16 protein-coding genes are annotated in these 14940 nt (G+C 41.4%); 8 read left to right on the top strand and 8 right to left on the bottom strand.

The window, feature by feature from the left end; genetic code table 11:
* The first annotated feature begins 9 nt into the window (after window positions 1-9).
* The 7 genes from gmd to rfbA all read left to right on the top strand — a co-directional run bounded on the left by gmd (window position 10) and on the right by rfbA (window position 6820).
* Window positions 10-1125 (top strand): GDP-mannose 4,6-dehydratase, encoded by a 1116-nt coding sequence (gmd, locus tag PQ461_RS16025; RefSeq protein ID WP_274206545.1) that lies wholly within the window; start codon window positions 10-12, stop codon window positions 1123-1125.
* Window positions 1126-1128: 3 nt separating this feature from the next.
* Complete coding sequence (fcl, locus tag PQ461_RS16020) at window positions 1129-2070, top strand: GDP-L-fucose synthase (RefSeq protein ID WP_274206544.1); 942 nt, start codon at window positions 1129-1131, stop codon at window positions 2068-2070.
* A 19-nt stretch (window positions 2071-2089) separates the two neighbouring features.
* On the top strand, window positions 2090-3406 hold the full coding sequence (locus PQ461_RS16015) for a UDP-glucose dehydrogenase family protein (protein ID WP_274206543.1): 1317 nt from the start codon (window positions 2090-2092) through the stop codon (window positions 3404-3406).
* 25 nt (window positions 3407-3431) lie between these two features.
* Entirely contained in the window at window positions 3432-4412 is a 981-nt protein-coding gene (locus tag PQ461_RS16010; protein ID WP_274206542.1) for a UDP-glucuronic acid decarboxylase family protein, read from the top strand.
* An 83-nt stretch (window positions 4413-4495) separates the two neighbouring features.
* Window positions 4496-5086, top strand: a complete 591-nt coding sequence (gmhA, locus tag PQ461_RS16005) for a D-sedoheptulose 7-phosphate isomerase (protein WP_274206541.1) — start codon at window positions 4496-4498, stop codon at window positions 5084-5086.
* A gap of 20 nt (window positions 5087-5106) precedes the next feature.
* Entirely contained in the window at window positions 5107-5958 is an 852-nt protein-coding gene (rfbD, locus tag PQ461_RS16000; protein ID WP_274206540.1) for a dTDP-4-dehydrorhamnose reductase, read from the top strand.
* 1 nt (window position 5959) lies between these two features.
* On the top strand, window positions 5960-6820 hold the full coding sequence (rfbA, locus tag PQ461_RS15995; protein ID WP_274206538.1) for a glucose-1-phosphate thymidylyltransferase RfbA: 861 nt from the start codon (window positions 5960-5962) through the stop codon (window positions 6818-6820).
* Here rfbA and miaA read toward each other — a convergent pair.
* From miaA to PQ461_RS15960, 7 genes are all read right to left on the bottom strand, one after another.
* Window positions 6804-7727, bottom strand: coding sequence for a tRNA (adenosine(37)-N6)-dimethylallyltransferase MiaA (gene miaA / locus PQ461_RS15990; RefSeq protein ID WP_274206537.1), 924 nt, complete (start codon window positions 7725-7727; stop codon window positions 6804-6806). The two genes, rfbA and miaA, sit on opposite strands and share 17 nt — an antisense overlap.
* A gap of 33 nt (window positions 7728-7760) precedes the next feature.
* Window positions 7761-8408 (bottom strand): IS1096 element passenger TnpR family protein, encoded by a 648-nt coding sequence (locus PQ461_RS15985; protein WP_274206536.1) that lies wholly within the window; start codon window positions 8406-8408, stop codon window positions 7761-7763.
* 42 nt (window positions 8409-8450) lie between these two features.
* Complete coding sequence (locus tag PQ461_RS15980) at window positions 8451-9863, bottom strand: CCA tRNA nucleotidyltransferase (protein ID WP_274206535.1); 1413 nt, start codon at window positions 9861-9863, stop codon at window positions 8451-8453.
* 65 nt (window positions 9864-9928) lie between these two features.
* Window positions 9929-10495 (bottom strand): L-threonylcarbamoyladenylate synthase, encoded by a 567-nt coding sequence (locus PQ461_RS15975; protein ID WP_274206534.1) that lies wholly within the window; start codon window positions 10493-10495, stop codon window positions 9929-9931.
* Window positions 10488-11594, bottom strand: a complete 1107-nt coding sequence (locus tag PQ461_RS15970; protein ID WP_274206533.1) for a glycosyltransferase family 4 protein — start codon at window positions 11592-11594, stop codon at window positions 10488-10490. The genes PQ461_RS15975 and PQ461_RS15970 overlap by 8 nt, the downstream gene beginning before the upstream one ends.
* A gap of 78 nt (window positions 11595-11672) precedes the next feature.
* Window positions 11673-12491 carry a 2,3,4,5-tetrahydropyridine-2,6-dicarboxylate N-succinyltransferase gene (locus PQ461_RS15965; RefSeq protein WP_274206532.1) on the bottom strand — a complete coding sequence of 273 codons (819 nt, stop codon included), beginning with the start codon at window positions 12489-12491 and terminating at the stop codon, window positions 11673-11675.
* Between the two features lie 63 nt (window positions 12492-12554).
* Window positions 12555-12995 (bottom strand): hypothetical protein, encoded by a 441-nt coding sequence (locus PQ461_RS15960; protein ID WP_274206531.1) that lies wholly within the window; start codon window positions 12993-12995, stop codon window positions 12555-12557.
* A gap of 74 nt (window positions 12996-13069) precedes the next feature.
* Here PQ461_RS15960 and PQ461_RS15955 point away from each other — a divergent pair, with 74 nt between their 5' ends.
* Window positions 13070-13486 (top strand): RNA-binding S4 domain-containing protein, encoded by a 417-nt coding sequence (locus PQ461_RS15955; RefSeq protein WP_274206530.1) that lies wholly within the window; start codon window positions 13070-13072, stop codon window positions 13484-13486.
* Window positions 13487-13490: 4 nt separating this feature from the next.
* Here PQ461_RS15955 and PQ461_RS15950 read toward each other — a convergent pair whose 3' ends face one another.
* Entirely contained in the window at window positions 13491-14909 is a 1419-nt protein-coding gene (locus tag PQ461_RS15950; protein WP_274206529.1) for an SDR family oxidoreductase, read from the bottom strand.
* Window positions 14910-14940 lie beyond the last annotated feature (31 nt).

Raw genomic sequence — 14940 nt, 5'->3', positions numbered from 1 at the left:
ACATATAAAATGAAAAAAAAGGCATTAGTTACGGGCATTACTGGCCAGGATGGCGCATATTTAGCCGACTTATTACTTGAAAAGGGATACGAGGTACATGGTATTAAAAGAAGAAGTTCTTTATTTAATACCGATCGTATTGATCATTTGTACCAGGACCCTCATGAAGAGAACCGTAACTTCTTTCTGCATTATGGCGATTTGAGCGATTCTACCAACCTGATCAGGATCATACAGCAAGTACAGCCGGATGAGATTTATAATCTTGGCGCCATGTCGCACGTAAAAGTGAGTTTCGATACACCTGAATATACCGCAAATGCTGATGGCATAGGCACTTTACGTATTTTAGAGGCTGTAAGGTTGTTAGGACTTACTAAAAAAACAAAAATATACCAGGCTTCAACTTCTGAGCTTTATGGTTTAGTACAGGCTGTACCACAGTCAGAAACTACTCCTTTCTACCCGCGTTCACCATATGCAGTTGCTAAGCTGTATGGTTACTGGATCACAGTAAATTATCGCGAAGCTTATAATATGTATGCTTGTAACGGTATTTTATTTAACCATGAAAGCCCATTACGCGGCGAGACATTTGTAACCCGTAAAATTACCCGTGCGGTAGCTAAAATTGCGCTGAACCTGCAGGATAAGCTTTTCCTGGGTAATTTGGATGCACAGCGCGACTGGGGGCATGCCAAAGACTATGTTGAAGCCATGTACCTGATATTACAACAGGAAGTAGCTGAAGACTTTGTAATTGCTACAGGCGTTACAACACGTGTACGCGAGTTTGTGAGGTTAGCATTTGCGGAAGTAGGTATTGAAGTAGCATTCAAAGGCGAAGGTGTTGATGAGGTAGGTTATGTTGTAAAATGTAATAATCCTGATTACCAAGTAGCGGTTGGAACAGAAGTAGTAGCGGTTGACCCTAAATATTTTAGGCCTACTGAAGTAGATCTTTTAATAGGTGACCCTACAAAGTCTCATGAAAAATTAGGATGGAAACCTAAGTATGATCTGAAAGGCTTGGTTAGCGAAATGGTTGCAGCTGATGTTGATCATTTCCAACGTGAGAAATTACTTAAAGCATCTGGTTATGTTATTAAAAACCAGTTTGAATAACCTATGAACAAAACCGCTAAAGTTTATATCGCAGGTCATCGGGGGATGGTAGGGTCAGCTATTCAGCGAAAGCTTGAAAAAGAAGGCTTTGAAAATATTATCACTAAAACCTCGGCCGAGCTTGACCTGCGCAGCCAGCAGGCTGTGGCCGGTTTCTTTGAAAACGAAAAGCCCGACTATGTGTTTCTGGCGGCTGCAAAAGTAGGTGGCATAGTTGCCAATAATACGTACCGTGCCGAATTTTTATATGATAATTTACAAATACAGAATAATATAATACATTCTGCATACATAAATGGCGTCAGCAAACTTATGTTTCTGGGTTCCAGCTGTATTTATCCTAAATTAGCTCCGCAACCCTTAAAGGAAGATTATTTGTTGACAGGTACACTTGAGCCTACCAATGAGCCCTATGCAATTGCCAAAATTGCAGGTATTAAGATGTGCGATGCCTACCGCGATCAGTATGGTTGTAATTTTATATCTGTAATGCCTACTAACCTTTACGGGTATAATGATAATTACCATCCTCAAAATTCGCATGTATTACCGGCAATGATCAGGCGTTTCCATGAGGCTAAAGTAAATAACGCTCCGCAAGTAACTATTTGGGGTACTGGTACGCCCCTGCGTGAATTTCTGTTTGCAGATGACTTGGCAGAGGCCTGCTATTACTTAATGCAGAATTATGATGAGCCCGGACTTGTAAACATTGGTACAGGTACGGATATCAGTATAAAAGACCTTGCTTATCTGGTGAAAAAGGTAACAGGTTACCAGGGCGATATTACTTTTGATACTACTAAACCCGACGGGACACCAAGAAAGTTGATGGACGTTAGCAAGCTGCACGGTAAGGGTTGGAAACATACGATTGAACTTGAACAAGGTATAGGCCTTGCTTATCAGGATTTCTTAAACAAGTACGAACTCATTCAACAATAAACATTATTTAAAAGAACTTATGAAAATTGCAGTAGTAGGAACTGGTTATGTAGGTTTAGTAACCGGCACATGTTTGGCAGAAACAGGAAATGACGTTATCTGTGTAGACATCAATTTACAAAAGGTAGAAAAAATGAAAGCCGGCCAGCTACCTATTTACGAACCAGGTTTAGAACAGCTTTTCCACCGTAATATTAATCAGGGCAGGCTGCACTTTACTTCAAATCTTGCAGAGGCAATTGAAGAAGCCAAGATTATTTTCCTGGCATTGCCAACCCCTCCGGGCGGAGACGGTGCAGCAGATCTTAGTTATGTATTAGGCGCTGCAAAAGACATTGCTAAAATCATAAAAGAATATAAGGTAATTGTTACCAAATCAACTGTACCGGTTGGTACTGCCGACAAAGTTAGAGCTGTAATGAGCCCTGAAACCAATGTAGAGTTTGCAGTAGTATCAAACCCTGAGTTTTTGAGAGAAGGTGTAGCTGTTGAGGATTTTATGAAACCAGACAGGGTAGTGGTAGGTACAACTGACGAGCGTGCACGTAAACTAATGGGTGAATTGTATGCGCCATATGTACGCCAGGGAAACCCGATCATCTTTATGGATGAGCGTTCATCAGAGCTTACAAAATATGCAGCTAACTCATTTTTAGCAACCAAAATTTCGTTTATGAACGAGATTGCCAATATGTGCGAGCTTGTTGGTGCCGATGTTGATATGGTACGTCGTGGTATTGGTGCAGATGAGCGTATTGGTAAACGTTTCTTGTTTGCGGGTATAGGTTATGGCGGCAGCTGTTTCCCGAAAGATGTACAGGCCTTAGCTAAATCGGCAGAAGAAAACCAATATGACTTTAAGATCTTAAACTCGGTAATGAGTGTAAACGAGATCCAGAAAAAAGTATTGGTGCAGAAAGTTAAAAAGTACTATGACGGCGATGTTAAAGGTAAGCACTTTGCATTATGGGGATTAGCATTTAAGCCTGAAACTGATGATATCCGCGAAGCTCCGGCACTGTACATTATTGATGAATTGGTTGAGTCCGGCGCTACTGTTACCGCTTTTGACCCTGAGGCAATGCCTAATATCAAGGCTCTGTTAGGTGATAAGATAGCCTATGCCGAAGAACCATATGCTGCACTTGAAAATGCGGATGCATTGCTGATTGTAACCGAATGGTCGTTATTCCGTACACCTGATTTTGACAAACTGACAAATGGTTTAAAAAGCAAAGTAATATTTGATGGCCGTAACCTGTATGATCTGGATAAAATGCATGAGGGCGGCTTTTATTACAACAGCATAGGCCGTAAAGTAGTTGAACAGAAATAAGCGTAACACCTTAACACTTAAACAAATGTCAAGAAAAAGAGTACTGATCACAGGAGCTGCCGGATTTTTAGGTTCGCACCTGTGCGACAGGTTTATAAAAGAAGATTACCATGTAATTGCCATGGATAATCTGATTACTGGTGATTTGCGCAATATTGAGCATTTGTTCAAACTGGAAAATTTTGAGTTTTATAATCACGATGTTTCCAAGTTTGTGCATGTTCCGGGAGAATTGCATTATATCTTGCACTTCGCTTCTCCGGCCAGCCCTATCGACTATTTGAAAATTCCTATACAGACCTTAAAAGTAGGATCATTAGGTACCCATAATTTATTAGGCTTAGCCAAAGCTAAAGGTGCACGCATGCTTATTGCCTCGACATCGGAAGTATATGGCGATCCGAACATTAATCCGCAGCCCGAAGAATATTGGGGTAACGTAAACCCTGTTGGCCCAAGAGGAGTATATGATGAGGCTAAGCGTTTCCAGGAGGCCATTACCATGGCTTACCATACCTTCCACGGATTGGAAACCCGCATTGTTCGTATATTCAATACATACGGCCCCCGTATGCGTCTGAATGACGGAAGGGTACTTCCTGCTTTCATCGGGCAAGCATTAAGAGGCGAACCGCTTACTGTATTTGGCGATGGTTCTCAAACCCGTTCTTTCTGTTATGTTGATGATCTGATAGAAGGCATATACCGCTTGTTGTTCAGTGATTATGCAAATCCGGTAAACATCGGTAACCCTGATGAGATTACTATCCGTCAGTTTGGCGAAGAGATCATTAAACTGACCGGTACTGACCAGGAGCTGATTAGCTTACCTTTACCTACAGATGATCCTAAACAACGCAGGCCAGATATTACCAAAGCAAGAGAAATTTTAGGTTGGGAACCTAAAGTGAACCGTGCCGAAGGTTTAAAAATCACATATGAATATTTTAAATCGCTGCCAGAGCACGAAATAAAACACAAAGATTTCACTTATTACAACAAATAGCATAATTTATAGTTATTGCTTAATAACTTTACAGGCCGGATAATATAATATCCGGCTTTCGTATTAAATAGCATATCTTAATTATGATTGAAATTATTGAGTCGCAAATAAGTGCATCAATTGCGGCAAAAACAGCTTTGTTAAATGATAAAACAATTATCGAAACTATCAGTAATACAGCATCTTTAATTATCAACGCCTACAAAAACGGCAAAAAAACTTTGCTGGCAGGTAATGGCGGCAGTGCAGCAGATGCTCAGCATATTTCGGCAGAGCTTGTCGCCCGCTTTTATTTTGATCGTCCGGGTTTACCCTCTATTGCTTTAACTACCGATACTTCTATAATTACAGCCATTGGTAACGATTATGGTTTTGAACGCCTGTTTGCAAGGCAGGTAGAGGCACAGGGTACTTCGGGTGATGTTTTTATCGGTCTTTCTACTTCTGGTAACTCACCTAATATCTTACAGGCTTTAGCCATGTGTAAAGAAAAAGGGATTACAACGATCGGCCTTACAGGTGGTAACGGCGGTAAAATGGCAGACCTTTGCGATATTTGTATAAAGGTTCCTTCAAATGATACGCCACGTATACAGGAAGCACATATACTTATAGGTCATATATTGTGTTACTTAATTGAAGAACAACTTTTTGGCGCGTCCCAACAATCTTAGCTAATCTCTTATATTTGAATATGAGTAAAACTTTAGTGTTCGGCGGTGCCGGGCAATTAGGTCAGTGCTTAAAAGCAGTTGCCGAAAAAAGCGGATACAATGATATTATTTTTCCGCCTGAAAATGAATCTAATATCCTTGACGCCAGTGGACTCGACCACCTGATGCAAAAGTTTCAACCTTCTTATGTGATCAATTGTGCTGCATATACGGCTGTTGATAAGGCAGAGGATGAAGTGGAACTGGCACGTAAGGTAAACCGCGACGGTGCCGAAAACCTGGCAATAGTTTGTGCCAAGTACGATGCAACACTTATACATATATCAACTGACTTTGTATTTGAAGGAAATTTGCCGAAGTTGCTTACAGAAGAGGATGAAACCAATCCTATCAGTGTTTATGGCCTGACGAAGTTAGAAGGGGAGAAAGAGATAGAAGCTAACCTTGACCAGTACTATATATTGCGTACCAGCTGGCTTTACTCAGAATATGGCAATAACTTCGTGAAGACCATGCTTAAATTAGCAGCAGACAGATCTGAGCTGAGCATTATTGCCGATCAGGTAGGTAGCCCAACTTATGCTATTGATTTAGCAGGTGCCATTTTGCACATCATCCAGAATGATAACAGATCATATGGTGTTTATCATTTTAGTAATGAAGGTACAACATCATGGTTTGATTTTGCCAAAGGCATTTTTGATATTGCGCAGGTAAACATCAAGGTAAATCCAATCAATACTTCTCAATATCCAACTAAAGCTAAGCGTCCGGCTTACTCTGTTATGGATAAATCTAAAATTAAATTAAACTTTAACATCCATATACCGTATTGGAGGGATAGTTTGATGAATTGTATTAAAGCATTATAAAATGAAAGGTATCATACTTGCCGGAGGATCGGGTACACGCCTGTATCCAATTACCAAAGCGATCAGTAAACAGTTAATGCCAATTTATGATAAGCCGATGATTTATTATCCCTTATCGGTTTTAATGATGGCAGATATCAAAGAGATCTTAATTATCACTACCCCTGAGGATAACGCTGGTTTTAAACGTTTATTAGGTGACGGGCACGAGCTTGGCTGTCGTTTTGAATACGCAGTACAGGAGAAGCCTAACGGCCTTGCACAGGCTTTTGTAATAGGCGAAGAGTTTATCGGCGATGATAAGGTAGCTTTAATACTTGGAGATAATATCTTTTATGGTACCGGCTTTGGCGAACTGATCCGCAGCTTTAACGATGTGGATGGTGCTGCCATATTTGCCTATACCGTAGCCGACCCGGAAAGATATGGTGTTGTAGAGTTTGATAAAAATTTTACAGCGTTATCTATCGAGGAAAAACCTGAACAGCCAAAATCTAATTATGCAGTTCCCGGTTTATATTTTTACGATAACAGCGTAGTAGAGGTGGCCAAGAATATTGCTCCTTCTCCACGTGGCGAGTATGAAATTACGGATGTGAATAAACACTACCTTCAACAGGGTAACTTGCATGTAGGCGTTATGGACAGGGGTACGGCATGGCTTGATACCGGTACTTTTGACTCGTTAAGTGATGCTACCGAGTTTGTACGCGTTATTGAGAAACGCCAGGCTACCAAGATTGGCTGCATTGAAGAGGTTGCTTACCGCAGAGGTTTCATCACCAGAGAGCAGCTAAATGCAGTGGCAGAAAAATATATTAAGAGCGGTTACGGCCAGTATTTGCTTAAACTGCAGGATTGATCTGCTTTATAAGGCGATCAGCTAATTCTATAACATTATCGGTAAGGGGATCAATCCAAATGATCTCCTTATCTTTTTTAAACCAGGTGAGTTGCCGCTTGGCAAACTGCCTGGTATGTTGTTTAATAAGTTCTATGGCAGCAGGCAAATCTGTTTTGCCATCAAAATAATCGAAAAGTTCATTGTAGCCTACAGTTTGTAAGGCATTCAGATGCCGGTATGGCAATAAGCTTTCCGCTTCTTTTAACAGGCCTTCATCTATCATTATATCAACCCGGCGATTAATCCGGTCATAAAGTAACTCACGGGCAACGTTTAAGCCAATTTTGATAATATTGAATGGCCGTTTGTTTTTATTGGCCAAGCGATAAGATGAAAAGGGTAGTCCAGTTGTTTTAAATACTTCTAAAGCGCGAATAAGCCGCTGTGGGTTATTGATGTCTACTTCTTTGTAGTACTCCGGATCTGCAGCTTTTAATTGTTCCTGAAGCCATTGAATGCCATTGGCTGCAAATTGCTGATTTAGCTCTTCTCTTATACCTTCTTTAGCGGTAGGTAATTCATCAAAACCTTCGCATACTGCTTTTATAAATAAGCCTGACCCGCCTGCAATTATAGCCAGATCAGTCTGTTTAAAAACCTGATTAATGACGGCCAGCGCATCCTTTTCAAAATCACCGGCTGTGTAATTTTCAGTTATACTGCATGAATCAATAAAATAGTGCTTAGCTGCTTTTTGCTCCTCTGTTGTTGGCTTGGCTGTGCCAACAGACATTTCTTTATAAAACTGGCGGGAGTCTGCCGAGATGATAGAAGTATGATAATGTTGAGCCAGTTTAATTGCAGCGGCAGTTTTGCCAATGGCAGTAGGCCCCACCACTGCAATTAAAGTTTTTTGGCTGTTCATTATATTTATTAAAGGGTTTAACCCTTTTGCGGATCAATAATCGTCGCTTTTGCCACGGCTGTAGCCTTCTTCGTCATAGTTTTCGTTGTCTGAAAACTCATCACCGAACTCATCTTCCTCTTCGGAGCTTTCTTCATCATGAGTTTCTTCGTCGTCAACGGCTTCTTTTACTTCTTCAAAACCCTCAGTATCTTCAGGTGTATATTCCATTTCGTTAAGGAAATCAAATTCTTCGGATGTAGGAGGAATTACTGTTGAGCCAAAGGTATTCCCAAACTGTTTTGGTGCTTCGCCTACAGCTTTAATCACTGCAGGATAAGCAACGCCGGGCGCCTCGTTTAAAATTTTCACCAGTTCAACATGGAAATCAAACGGCCTGTCGAAGTTAAATGTATAATAGAATTTCTGATGCGGATCATCAATAAAATTGCTAAGCTTAGCATTTTCCATTAAGGCTACCCCACGGTCTATTTTGCGCTGGTTGGGCTTATAGGCAATTTCTTCGCCTTTTGTCCATTGATCATTACTCACATAAAATGATGAAGAATAATCTGAATTGTAACCTGTGGATTGGTGAATTGCCTGATGTAAATCCACAAAGGATTGGTTCGATTTAATATCGATTTCACGAGTTACATCATCATAATCTTCAAAGGTGATTTTAAACCTGTAGATAGCCATTTTTTCCTATAAAGTAGATTTTGTCAAAAATAGTATTTTAATTCAATTTGTGTTTGCCACAACTTTTAAGCCAATTTCTTCGCCTTTTGCAATGGTAAAAGCTAAAGCAGCTTCGCGGGTGTTTGGTATTTCACCTTCTAAAATGGCTTCGCGGATCTGATTTTTTATAATTCCAACCTCTCTACCTTCCTGTAAGCCAAATATATGCATAATGTCATTGCCCGTTACAGGTGGTTGCCAGTTGCGTATCTGATCGCGCTGTTCAACATCTTTTAGCTTTTGCTGTACCAGCTCAAAATTCTGACGATATTTCCTTACTTTGTACTCATTTTTTGTTGTAACATCTGCTTTACAAAGCATCATCAGGCTGTCGATCTCATCACCTGCCTCAAATAGTAAACGCCTTACTGCCGAATCTGTAATTACATCCTGTGCCAAAACAATGGGCCGCAAGTGAAGAAGCACCAGTTTTTGCACAAACTTCATACGGTCATTAAGCGGCAGTTTCAGCTGTGCAAAAATCTTCGGAACCATGCGTGCGCCACGGTCTTCGTGTCCATGAAACGTCCATCCGTGCCCGGGTTCGAAACGCTTTGTTGCCGGCTTGGCAATATCATGTAAAATTGCGGCCCAACGCAGCCAAAGATCATAGGTTTCTGTGCTGATATTGTCAAGTACCTGCAGGGTATGGTAAAAGTTATCTTTATGCCCTCTGCCATTAATATAATCCACGCCGTACAGGGCAGCCATTTGCGGAAAAATAAGATGCAGCAGGCCCGTATCAAATAAATACCTGAAGCCGGCAGAAGGTATGGGAGATAAAATGATTTTGTTCAATTCATCCGTAATACGCTCCTGCGATACGATCTTAATACGCTCTTTATTCAGCTTGATGGCATTGATGGCATCTTCTGCTATTTCAAAATCCAGCTGCGATGCAAACCTGATGGCACGCATCATGCGCAAAGGATCGTCAGAAAAAGTTTCGTCAGGGTTAAGGGGGGTACGTATCAGTTTGTTTTCCAGATCTGCCATCCCGTTAAACGGATCAATTAATTCGCCGTAATGATCTGGATGCAGCGAAATAGCCAGTGCGTTTATCGTAAAGTCGCGGCGTTTCTGGTCATCATCCAGGGTGCCGTCTTCTACAATTGGTTTGCGAGAATTACTACGGTATGATTCTTTTCTGGCGCCTACAAACTCCAGTTCAATATCCTGGTGGCGCAGCATGGCAGTGCCAAAGTTTTTAAATACAGACAATTTGACCTTAAGCGCCTGAGCTACCTGTTCTGCAAAAGCAATACCGTTGCCTAAAACAACAATATCAATGTCTTTTGAAGGGCGGTTTAAAAAAATATCGCGTACAAAACCACCTATAGCATATACCTGCAGGTTGTTTTTACCTGCCAGCTTTGAAATAATAGAAAATACAGGATGGTTTAAGTGTTCTTTCATGAAATATCCGGCCCAAACATTAAGGTGCAAATTTAACGATAATGAATGGGAAAGCAGTTTAGAAATTAACGGCGTATAAACTCAAATTTACCGCTTGGTTCTAACCGCATAATGGTTGAGGGCTTTTTTTGTGATAAATCGTGCTGATCTACATCAACAACATAATCAACACCGTTAATGATTTCATCGCTTACTTCCGAAAAATTTTGAGGCGACGGCTGACCACTGATATTAGCCGAGGTAGACACCAGCGGTTTGCGCAAACGCTGTATCAGTTGCTGGCAAAACGGATGTTTCCCAACCCTTACACCAACGCTGCCGTCGGCGGCTATTAAAGCCGGTGATATGTTTTTGGCACCTGGCATTACTAATGTAAGCGGATTTTCGGCAAATTCTATCAGGTCATAAGCAATACCCGGTACTTCCTGGATGTAGCTTTCCAGCTTGTTCTCGGTATCCAATAAAATGATCATGCTCTTAGCTTCGTCGCGCTGTTTCAAGGCAAATATCTTTTTCACAGCTTCGGTATTGGACGCGTCGCAACCTATACCCCATATGGTATCAGTAGGATAAAGGATAATGCCGCCACCCTGAACAATTTTTAAAGCCTTTTCAACCTCGTCTCTAAGCATGTATGATATTTTGATATAATGCCGTGTATTGAGCGGCAAGTTTTTCGTCGTCAAATTTACGCGAATATGTTAAACCTGCGTCAATCATTTTAGCACTTAAGTTTTTATCAGTCAGTACCAGCCTGATCTTGTTTGCCAGGTCTTCTGCATTGTCAGGATTCACATATAAGCTATCTGGTCCGCCTGCTTCTTCCAGGCATGATCCTGTGGCCGCAATTACCGGTACGCCGAGAGATATGGCTTCAAGCACAGGTAAGCCGAAGCCTTCATATCTTGAAGGATAAATGAAGCATTCCGCTTGCTGATATATGGCTGGCAGGTGGTCGAAAGATACATTGTGCAAAAAAACTACCCGATTGGTAAGTCCGTTGCTTTCTAAATATGCTTTCACTTCATCAAGATATGCCGTGGGTTTACCCACTACCACAAGTTGAATGTCAGCAACATCTTTTAATGCTTTGGCAAGTAACAGCAGGTTCTTCCTTTCCTCAATAGTGCCCACACTTAACAGGTATTTTTCAGGAAGCTGATATTTGGTTTTTACTTCTTTAAGTTTTTCTGCCGAAGGTGTTTCCCTGAACTGTTTATCGCAGCTTTGGTAAATGACCGTTACTTTACTTTCCGGTATGCCTAAATAGGTGACAATATCATCTTTCGTTTTCTGGCTGATGGCAACAATACCATCTGCAATTTTGCAGGCATATCTTAGCTTGGCTTTATAAATCGCCCGGTTTAAAAAGCTGAAGTAATGCGGAAAACGCAGGACGATCACATCATGAATAGTTACAACCGATTTGATGCCGCTTTTTTTAATGCCGAAAGGTAATTCGTGGCTCAGCCCATGATATAGTTGGACATGATCTCTTTTCAGATCTGCAATTATACCCTTGCTGCGCCAGTAAGAAGTAAATTTTGATTCAGGCAGTTTTACTGCTGAATTTTCAACAGAAAAGTTAATAGCCGGATTGATGCGTGGGGTATATAAGATGTAATTGTTTTGAGGCTGATAGCGGGAAAGCGCAGTAATAAGCCACCGGCTGTAATTGCCAAGGCCTGTGCGATTTAAGAATGCCCGTTTTGCATCAAAACCAATGTTCATATCAATGAGTGAGTGGTGAGTTAGAGAATGAGTGAATAGTTAACTCACTCATTCAAAATTCACTCACTCAAAATTACTTTATACCGCTACGTTATTTTCTCTTAACGCATCGTTAAGCGAAGTTTTTTTATCGGTCGACTCTTTACGTTTGCCGATGATCAGTGCGCATGGTACCTGGTACTCGCCTGCAGGGAATTTTTTAGTATATGAACCAGGGATAACAACTGAACGTTCAGGAACGCGGCCTTTATACTCAATTGGTTCTTCTTTGGTAATATCGATAATTTTAGTTGAAGCAGTTAACACAACATTAGCGCCTAAAACGGCTTCTCTTTCAACGTGTACACCTTCAACCACAATAGCGCGTGAGCCTATAAAGCAGTTGTCTTCGATAATTACAGGTGCGGCCTGTACAGGTTCTAACACACCACCGATACCTACACCACCGCTTAAATGTACGTGTTTGCCAATTTGCGCACATGAGCCTACAGTTGCCCAGGTATCAACCATGGTACCTTCATCAACATAAGCACCGATGTTTACGTATGATGGCATCATGATCACGCCTTTTGCAAGATATGCGCCATAACGTGCAATACCGTGAGGAACCACGCGTACGCCTGACTTTTTATAATCAGTTTTCAGTTTCATTTTATCATGGAAAACGAACGGGCCAACCTTAATTTCTTCCATTTGCATAATAGGGAAGTAAAGGATTACAGCTTTCTTAATCCAATCATTCACATGCCAGCGATTGGTGATGCATTCGGCAACACGCATTTCGCCATTGTTAAGGCGCTCAATAACTGTTTCTACAGCAGCAATGTATTCGTTTTGGGTAAGCAGGGCACGATCTTCCCATGCTTCTTCAACTAACGTTTTAAGATCAGTGTACATGATAAAAATTTTCGCAAAGTAAACGTTTTTTAAGCAATTTTTTTGATGACAATAGGGTAATTGTTAACCTCTTTGTAACATAAATAAAAGGTTGATCACAATTAATATAGCAACTATAATAAATGGCTGTGTCAGGCTGCGGGGATAGTAATCATCCTCCGGGAAATATTTCTTGAAAAAATACAGGGTTTGTATCAATGCGCCTACCAGGTTTAGTGCCAGCATACATCCCATTACAATCAGCGAATTTTTAACATCCATGCTAGGTTTAAAGCCCAGCCATGTCATAATAAAACCTTCCAGAAAGTAATAGGCAATAGAAAACATCAGTACCTGCAATGCAGCCCGCCTGTAGTTTGCCCATTTTAAATTTAAGGCCAGCATTACACCACCAAATATTGGCGAAAATATAAGCGAGAACCAAAATATAGCTCTTTTGGAATAGATGTCAACAAAATCCTGATCTTCTGTATAGTTTTCGTTATCGTTTTCTTCGTTATACATGTTCCAAATATAAGTTAAAACAGTAGTTTATCGTTTGCATTTTACCAATTGCTAATTCTGCGTAACTTTGGGTTATGCCAGAGAAAGATAAGCTGAGAATTGATAAATACTTATGGGCCATCCGCATGTTTAAAACCCGCACATTGGCTTCTGAAGCCTGCAAGGCTGGCCGGGTAAAATTGGATGGGCAAAATATAAAGCCATCGCACGAGGTAAAGATTGGCGAAACGTATAATATAGCCAAAGGACCCGACCGCAAAATTATTACGGTTACCGGCTTGCTTGAAAACCGAGTGGATGCTAAAACGGCCGTAAACTTTTATTCGGACTTAACGCCGGTAGAACTAACGCCTGGTTTTAAAAGCATGTTTCACGCACCGATGCTGCGCCGCGACCGCGGTACAGGCCGACCAACAAAGCGTGACCGCCGCGAAATTGACGACTTGCAGGGCGAGTATTTCAATAAACCTGAAGACACAGAAGAATCATAGCAGCTTATCCGGCTGCTATTTTATGCAGCATGCCTTTAAATATAAAAAAGTGGAAAGGTAGCATGGTAAACCAGTATAGCCTGCCCCATAAACCAAGCGGGCGAAAAGTAGCGGTTTGTTGTACGCATGCCTTATCGTCAATTTTAAACTCCAGCCATGCTTCTCCGGGTAATTTCATTTCTGCATAAAGCAGCAACCTGTTTTCCTGTTTGTTGGCATAAATTACCCGCCAAAAGTCTAACGCATCGCCAACGGAAACTTCATTGGCATTCTTTCTGCCGCGACGTAAGCCCACACCACCAAAAAGTTTATCAAGAAAGCCGCGAAATGCCCAAAGCCAGTCGGCATAGTACCAGCCCGAACGGCCGCCTATGGCAAATATCCTTGCCGAGGCAGAACTTACATCCTTCGTCATTTCCTTTTGCTTGTTTTGGAAAACTCCATATTGAGGTACCTCAAGGTGCTTGGCGATACCTTCTTTAAAAATATCCGTCCATGCAGAATCGTTCCATGATGAAAGTACAAGGTTCTGCTCTATTTTATCAAAAGCGATCTGTATTGCCTCTTTGTAGGGGATAAGCTCAATATTTAATCTCTCTGGCAGATCATTGTGCTTGCCAACTACATCAATCTTCATGCTCTCTACCAGATTTTTAGCCAGTTCATAAGAGGTTGATGTTACAAAATAAAGCCAGTAAGAAGATATCCGGGGCGTCATTACAGGCACAATGCAAATGGTGCGCTTTAATTTTCTTACCGCTGCAAAATCAAGCAGCATTTGTTTGTAGGTAAGTACATCTGGGCCATAAATATCAAAATGTTTGGCGTAACAATCTTCGCGGCCGAGTACGCCGGTCAAAAACTGTATCACGTTGCGTATAGCAATAGGCTGGCATTTGGTTTTAAGCCATTTAGGAGCCACCATTACCGGTAGTTTTTCGACCAGGTCGCGGATGATTTCGAAGGAGGCGCTACCCGAGCCCACAATAATACCGGCGCGTAATGCGGTAAGCGGCACCTTGCCCGACGATAAAGCCTGCTCAACATTTAGCCTTGACTGTAAATGGGCAGAAAGTTGTTGGCTGTTTACAATGCCACCCAAATAGATCAGTTGTTTGGCGCTGGTGGTGTCGAGGTATTTTACAAAGTTTTCGGCCGACTGCTTTTCTTTGTCGCTGAAGCCAGCCCCTGTCATGGAGTGTACAAGGTAGTAGGCTGCATCAATATCTTTTGGCAGGTTATTAAGGCTGTCTGCATTTAATAAGTCGGCCTCGGCAAGCTGCACCTGCTCGGGCTTATACTTTTTAAGGTCGAGCCTTCCCTTATCTCTTACCGCACAAATAACAGTATGCCCTTCGTCAAGTAAAACGGGTAACAGCCTGTGGCCGATATACCCGGTAGCACCAGTAAGTAAAATCCTCATAAATAATAATAAACAAAACTGTTGCCAGAAG

The organism is Mucilaginibacter sp. KACC 22063, from assembly GCF_028736115.1.
In the GTDB taxonomy this organism is placed as follows: Bacteria; Bacteroidota; Bacteroidia; order Sphingobacteriales; family Sphingobacteriaceae; genus Mucilaginibacter.
The sequence above is the reverse complement of the archived record's forward strand: the minus strand, read 5'-3'. Positions and strand labels throughout refer to the sequence as shown.

What these genes read in the sequence shown, in the direction of transcription:
- PQ461_RS16015 (WP_274206543.1), top strand. Translation starts at nt 2,090, where the DNA reads ATGAAAATTGCAGTAGTAGGAACTGGTTATGTAGGTTTAGTAACCGGC.
- gmd (WP_274206545.1), top strand. Translation starts at nt 10, where the DNA reads ATGAAAAAAAAGGCATTAGTTACGGGCATTACTGGCCAGGATGGCGCA.
- PQ461_RS15970 (WP_274206533.1), bottom strand. Translation starts at nt 11,594, where the DNA reads ATGAACATTGGTTTTGATGCAAAACGGGCATTCTTAAATCGCACAGGC.
- rfbA (WP_274206538.1), top strand. Translation starts at nt 5,960, where the DNA reads ATGAAAGGTATCATACTTGCCGGAGGATCGGGTACACGCCTGTATCCA.
- PQ461_RS15965 (WP_274206532.1), bottom strand. Translation starts at nt 12,491, where the DNA reads ATGTACACTGATCTTAAAACGTTAGTTGAAGAAGCATGGGAAGATCGT.
- fcl (WP_274206544.1), top strand. Translation starts at nt 1,129, where the DNA reads ATGAACAAAACCGCTAAAGTTTATATCGCAGGTCATCGGGGGATGGTA.
- gmhA (WP_274206541.1), top strand. Translation starts at nt 4,496, where the DNA reads ATGATTGAAATTATTGAGTCGCAAATAAGTGCATCAATTGCGGCAAAA.
- PQ461_RS15955 (WP_274206530.1), top strand. Translation starts at nt 13,070, where the DNA reads ATGCCAGAGAAAGATAAGCTGAGAATTGATAAATACTTATGGGCCATC.
- PQ461_RS15975 (WP_274206534.1), bottom strand. Translation starts at nt 10,495, where the DNA reads ATGCTTAGAGACGAGGTTGAAAAGGCTTTAAAAATTGTTCAGGGTGGC.
- PQ461_RS15985 (WP_274206536.1), bottom strand. Translation starts at nt 8,408, where the DNA reads ATGGCTATCTACAGGTTTAAAATCACCTTTGAAGATTATGATGATGTA.
- PQ461_RS15950 (WP_274206529.1), bottom strand. Translation starts at nt 14,909, where the DNA reads ATGAGGATTTTACTTACTGGTGCTACCGGGTATATCGGCCACAGGCTG.
- miaA (WP_274206537.1), bottom strand. Translation starts at nt 7,727, where the DNA reads ATGAACAGCCAAAAAACTTTAATTGCAGTGGTGGGGCCTACTGCCATT.
- PQ461_RS15960 (WP_274206531.1), bottom strand. Translation starts at nt 12,995, where the DNA reads ATGTATAACGAAGAAAACGATAACGAAAACTATACAGAAGATCAGGAT.
- PQ461_RS15980 (WP_274206535.1), bottom strand. Translation starts at nt 9,863, where the DNA reads ATGAAAGAACACTTAAACCATCCTGTATTTTCTATTATTTCAAAGCTG.
- PQ461_RS16010 (WP_274206542.1), top strand. Translation starts at nt 3,432, where the DNA reads ATGTCAAGAAAAAGAGTACTGATCACAGGAGCTGCCGGATTTTTAGGT.
- rfbD (WP_274206540.1), top strand. Translation starts at nt 5,107, where the DNA reads ATGAGTAAAACTTTAGTGTTCGGCGGTGCCGGGCAATTAGGTCAGTGC.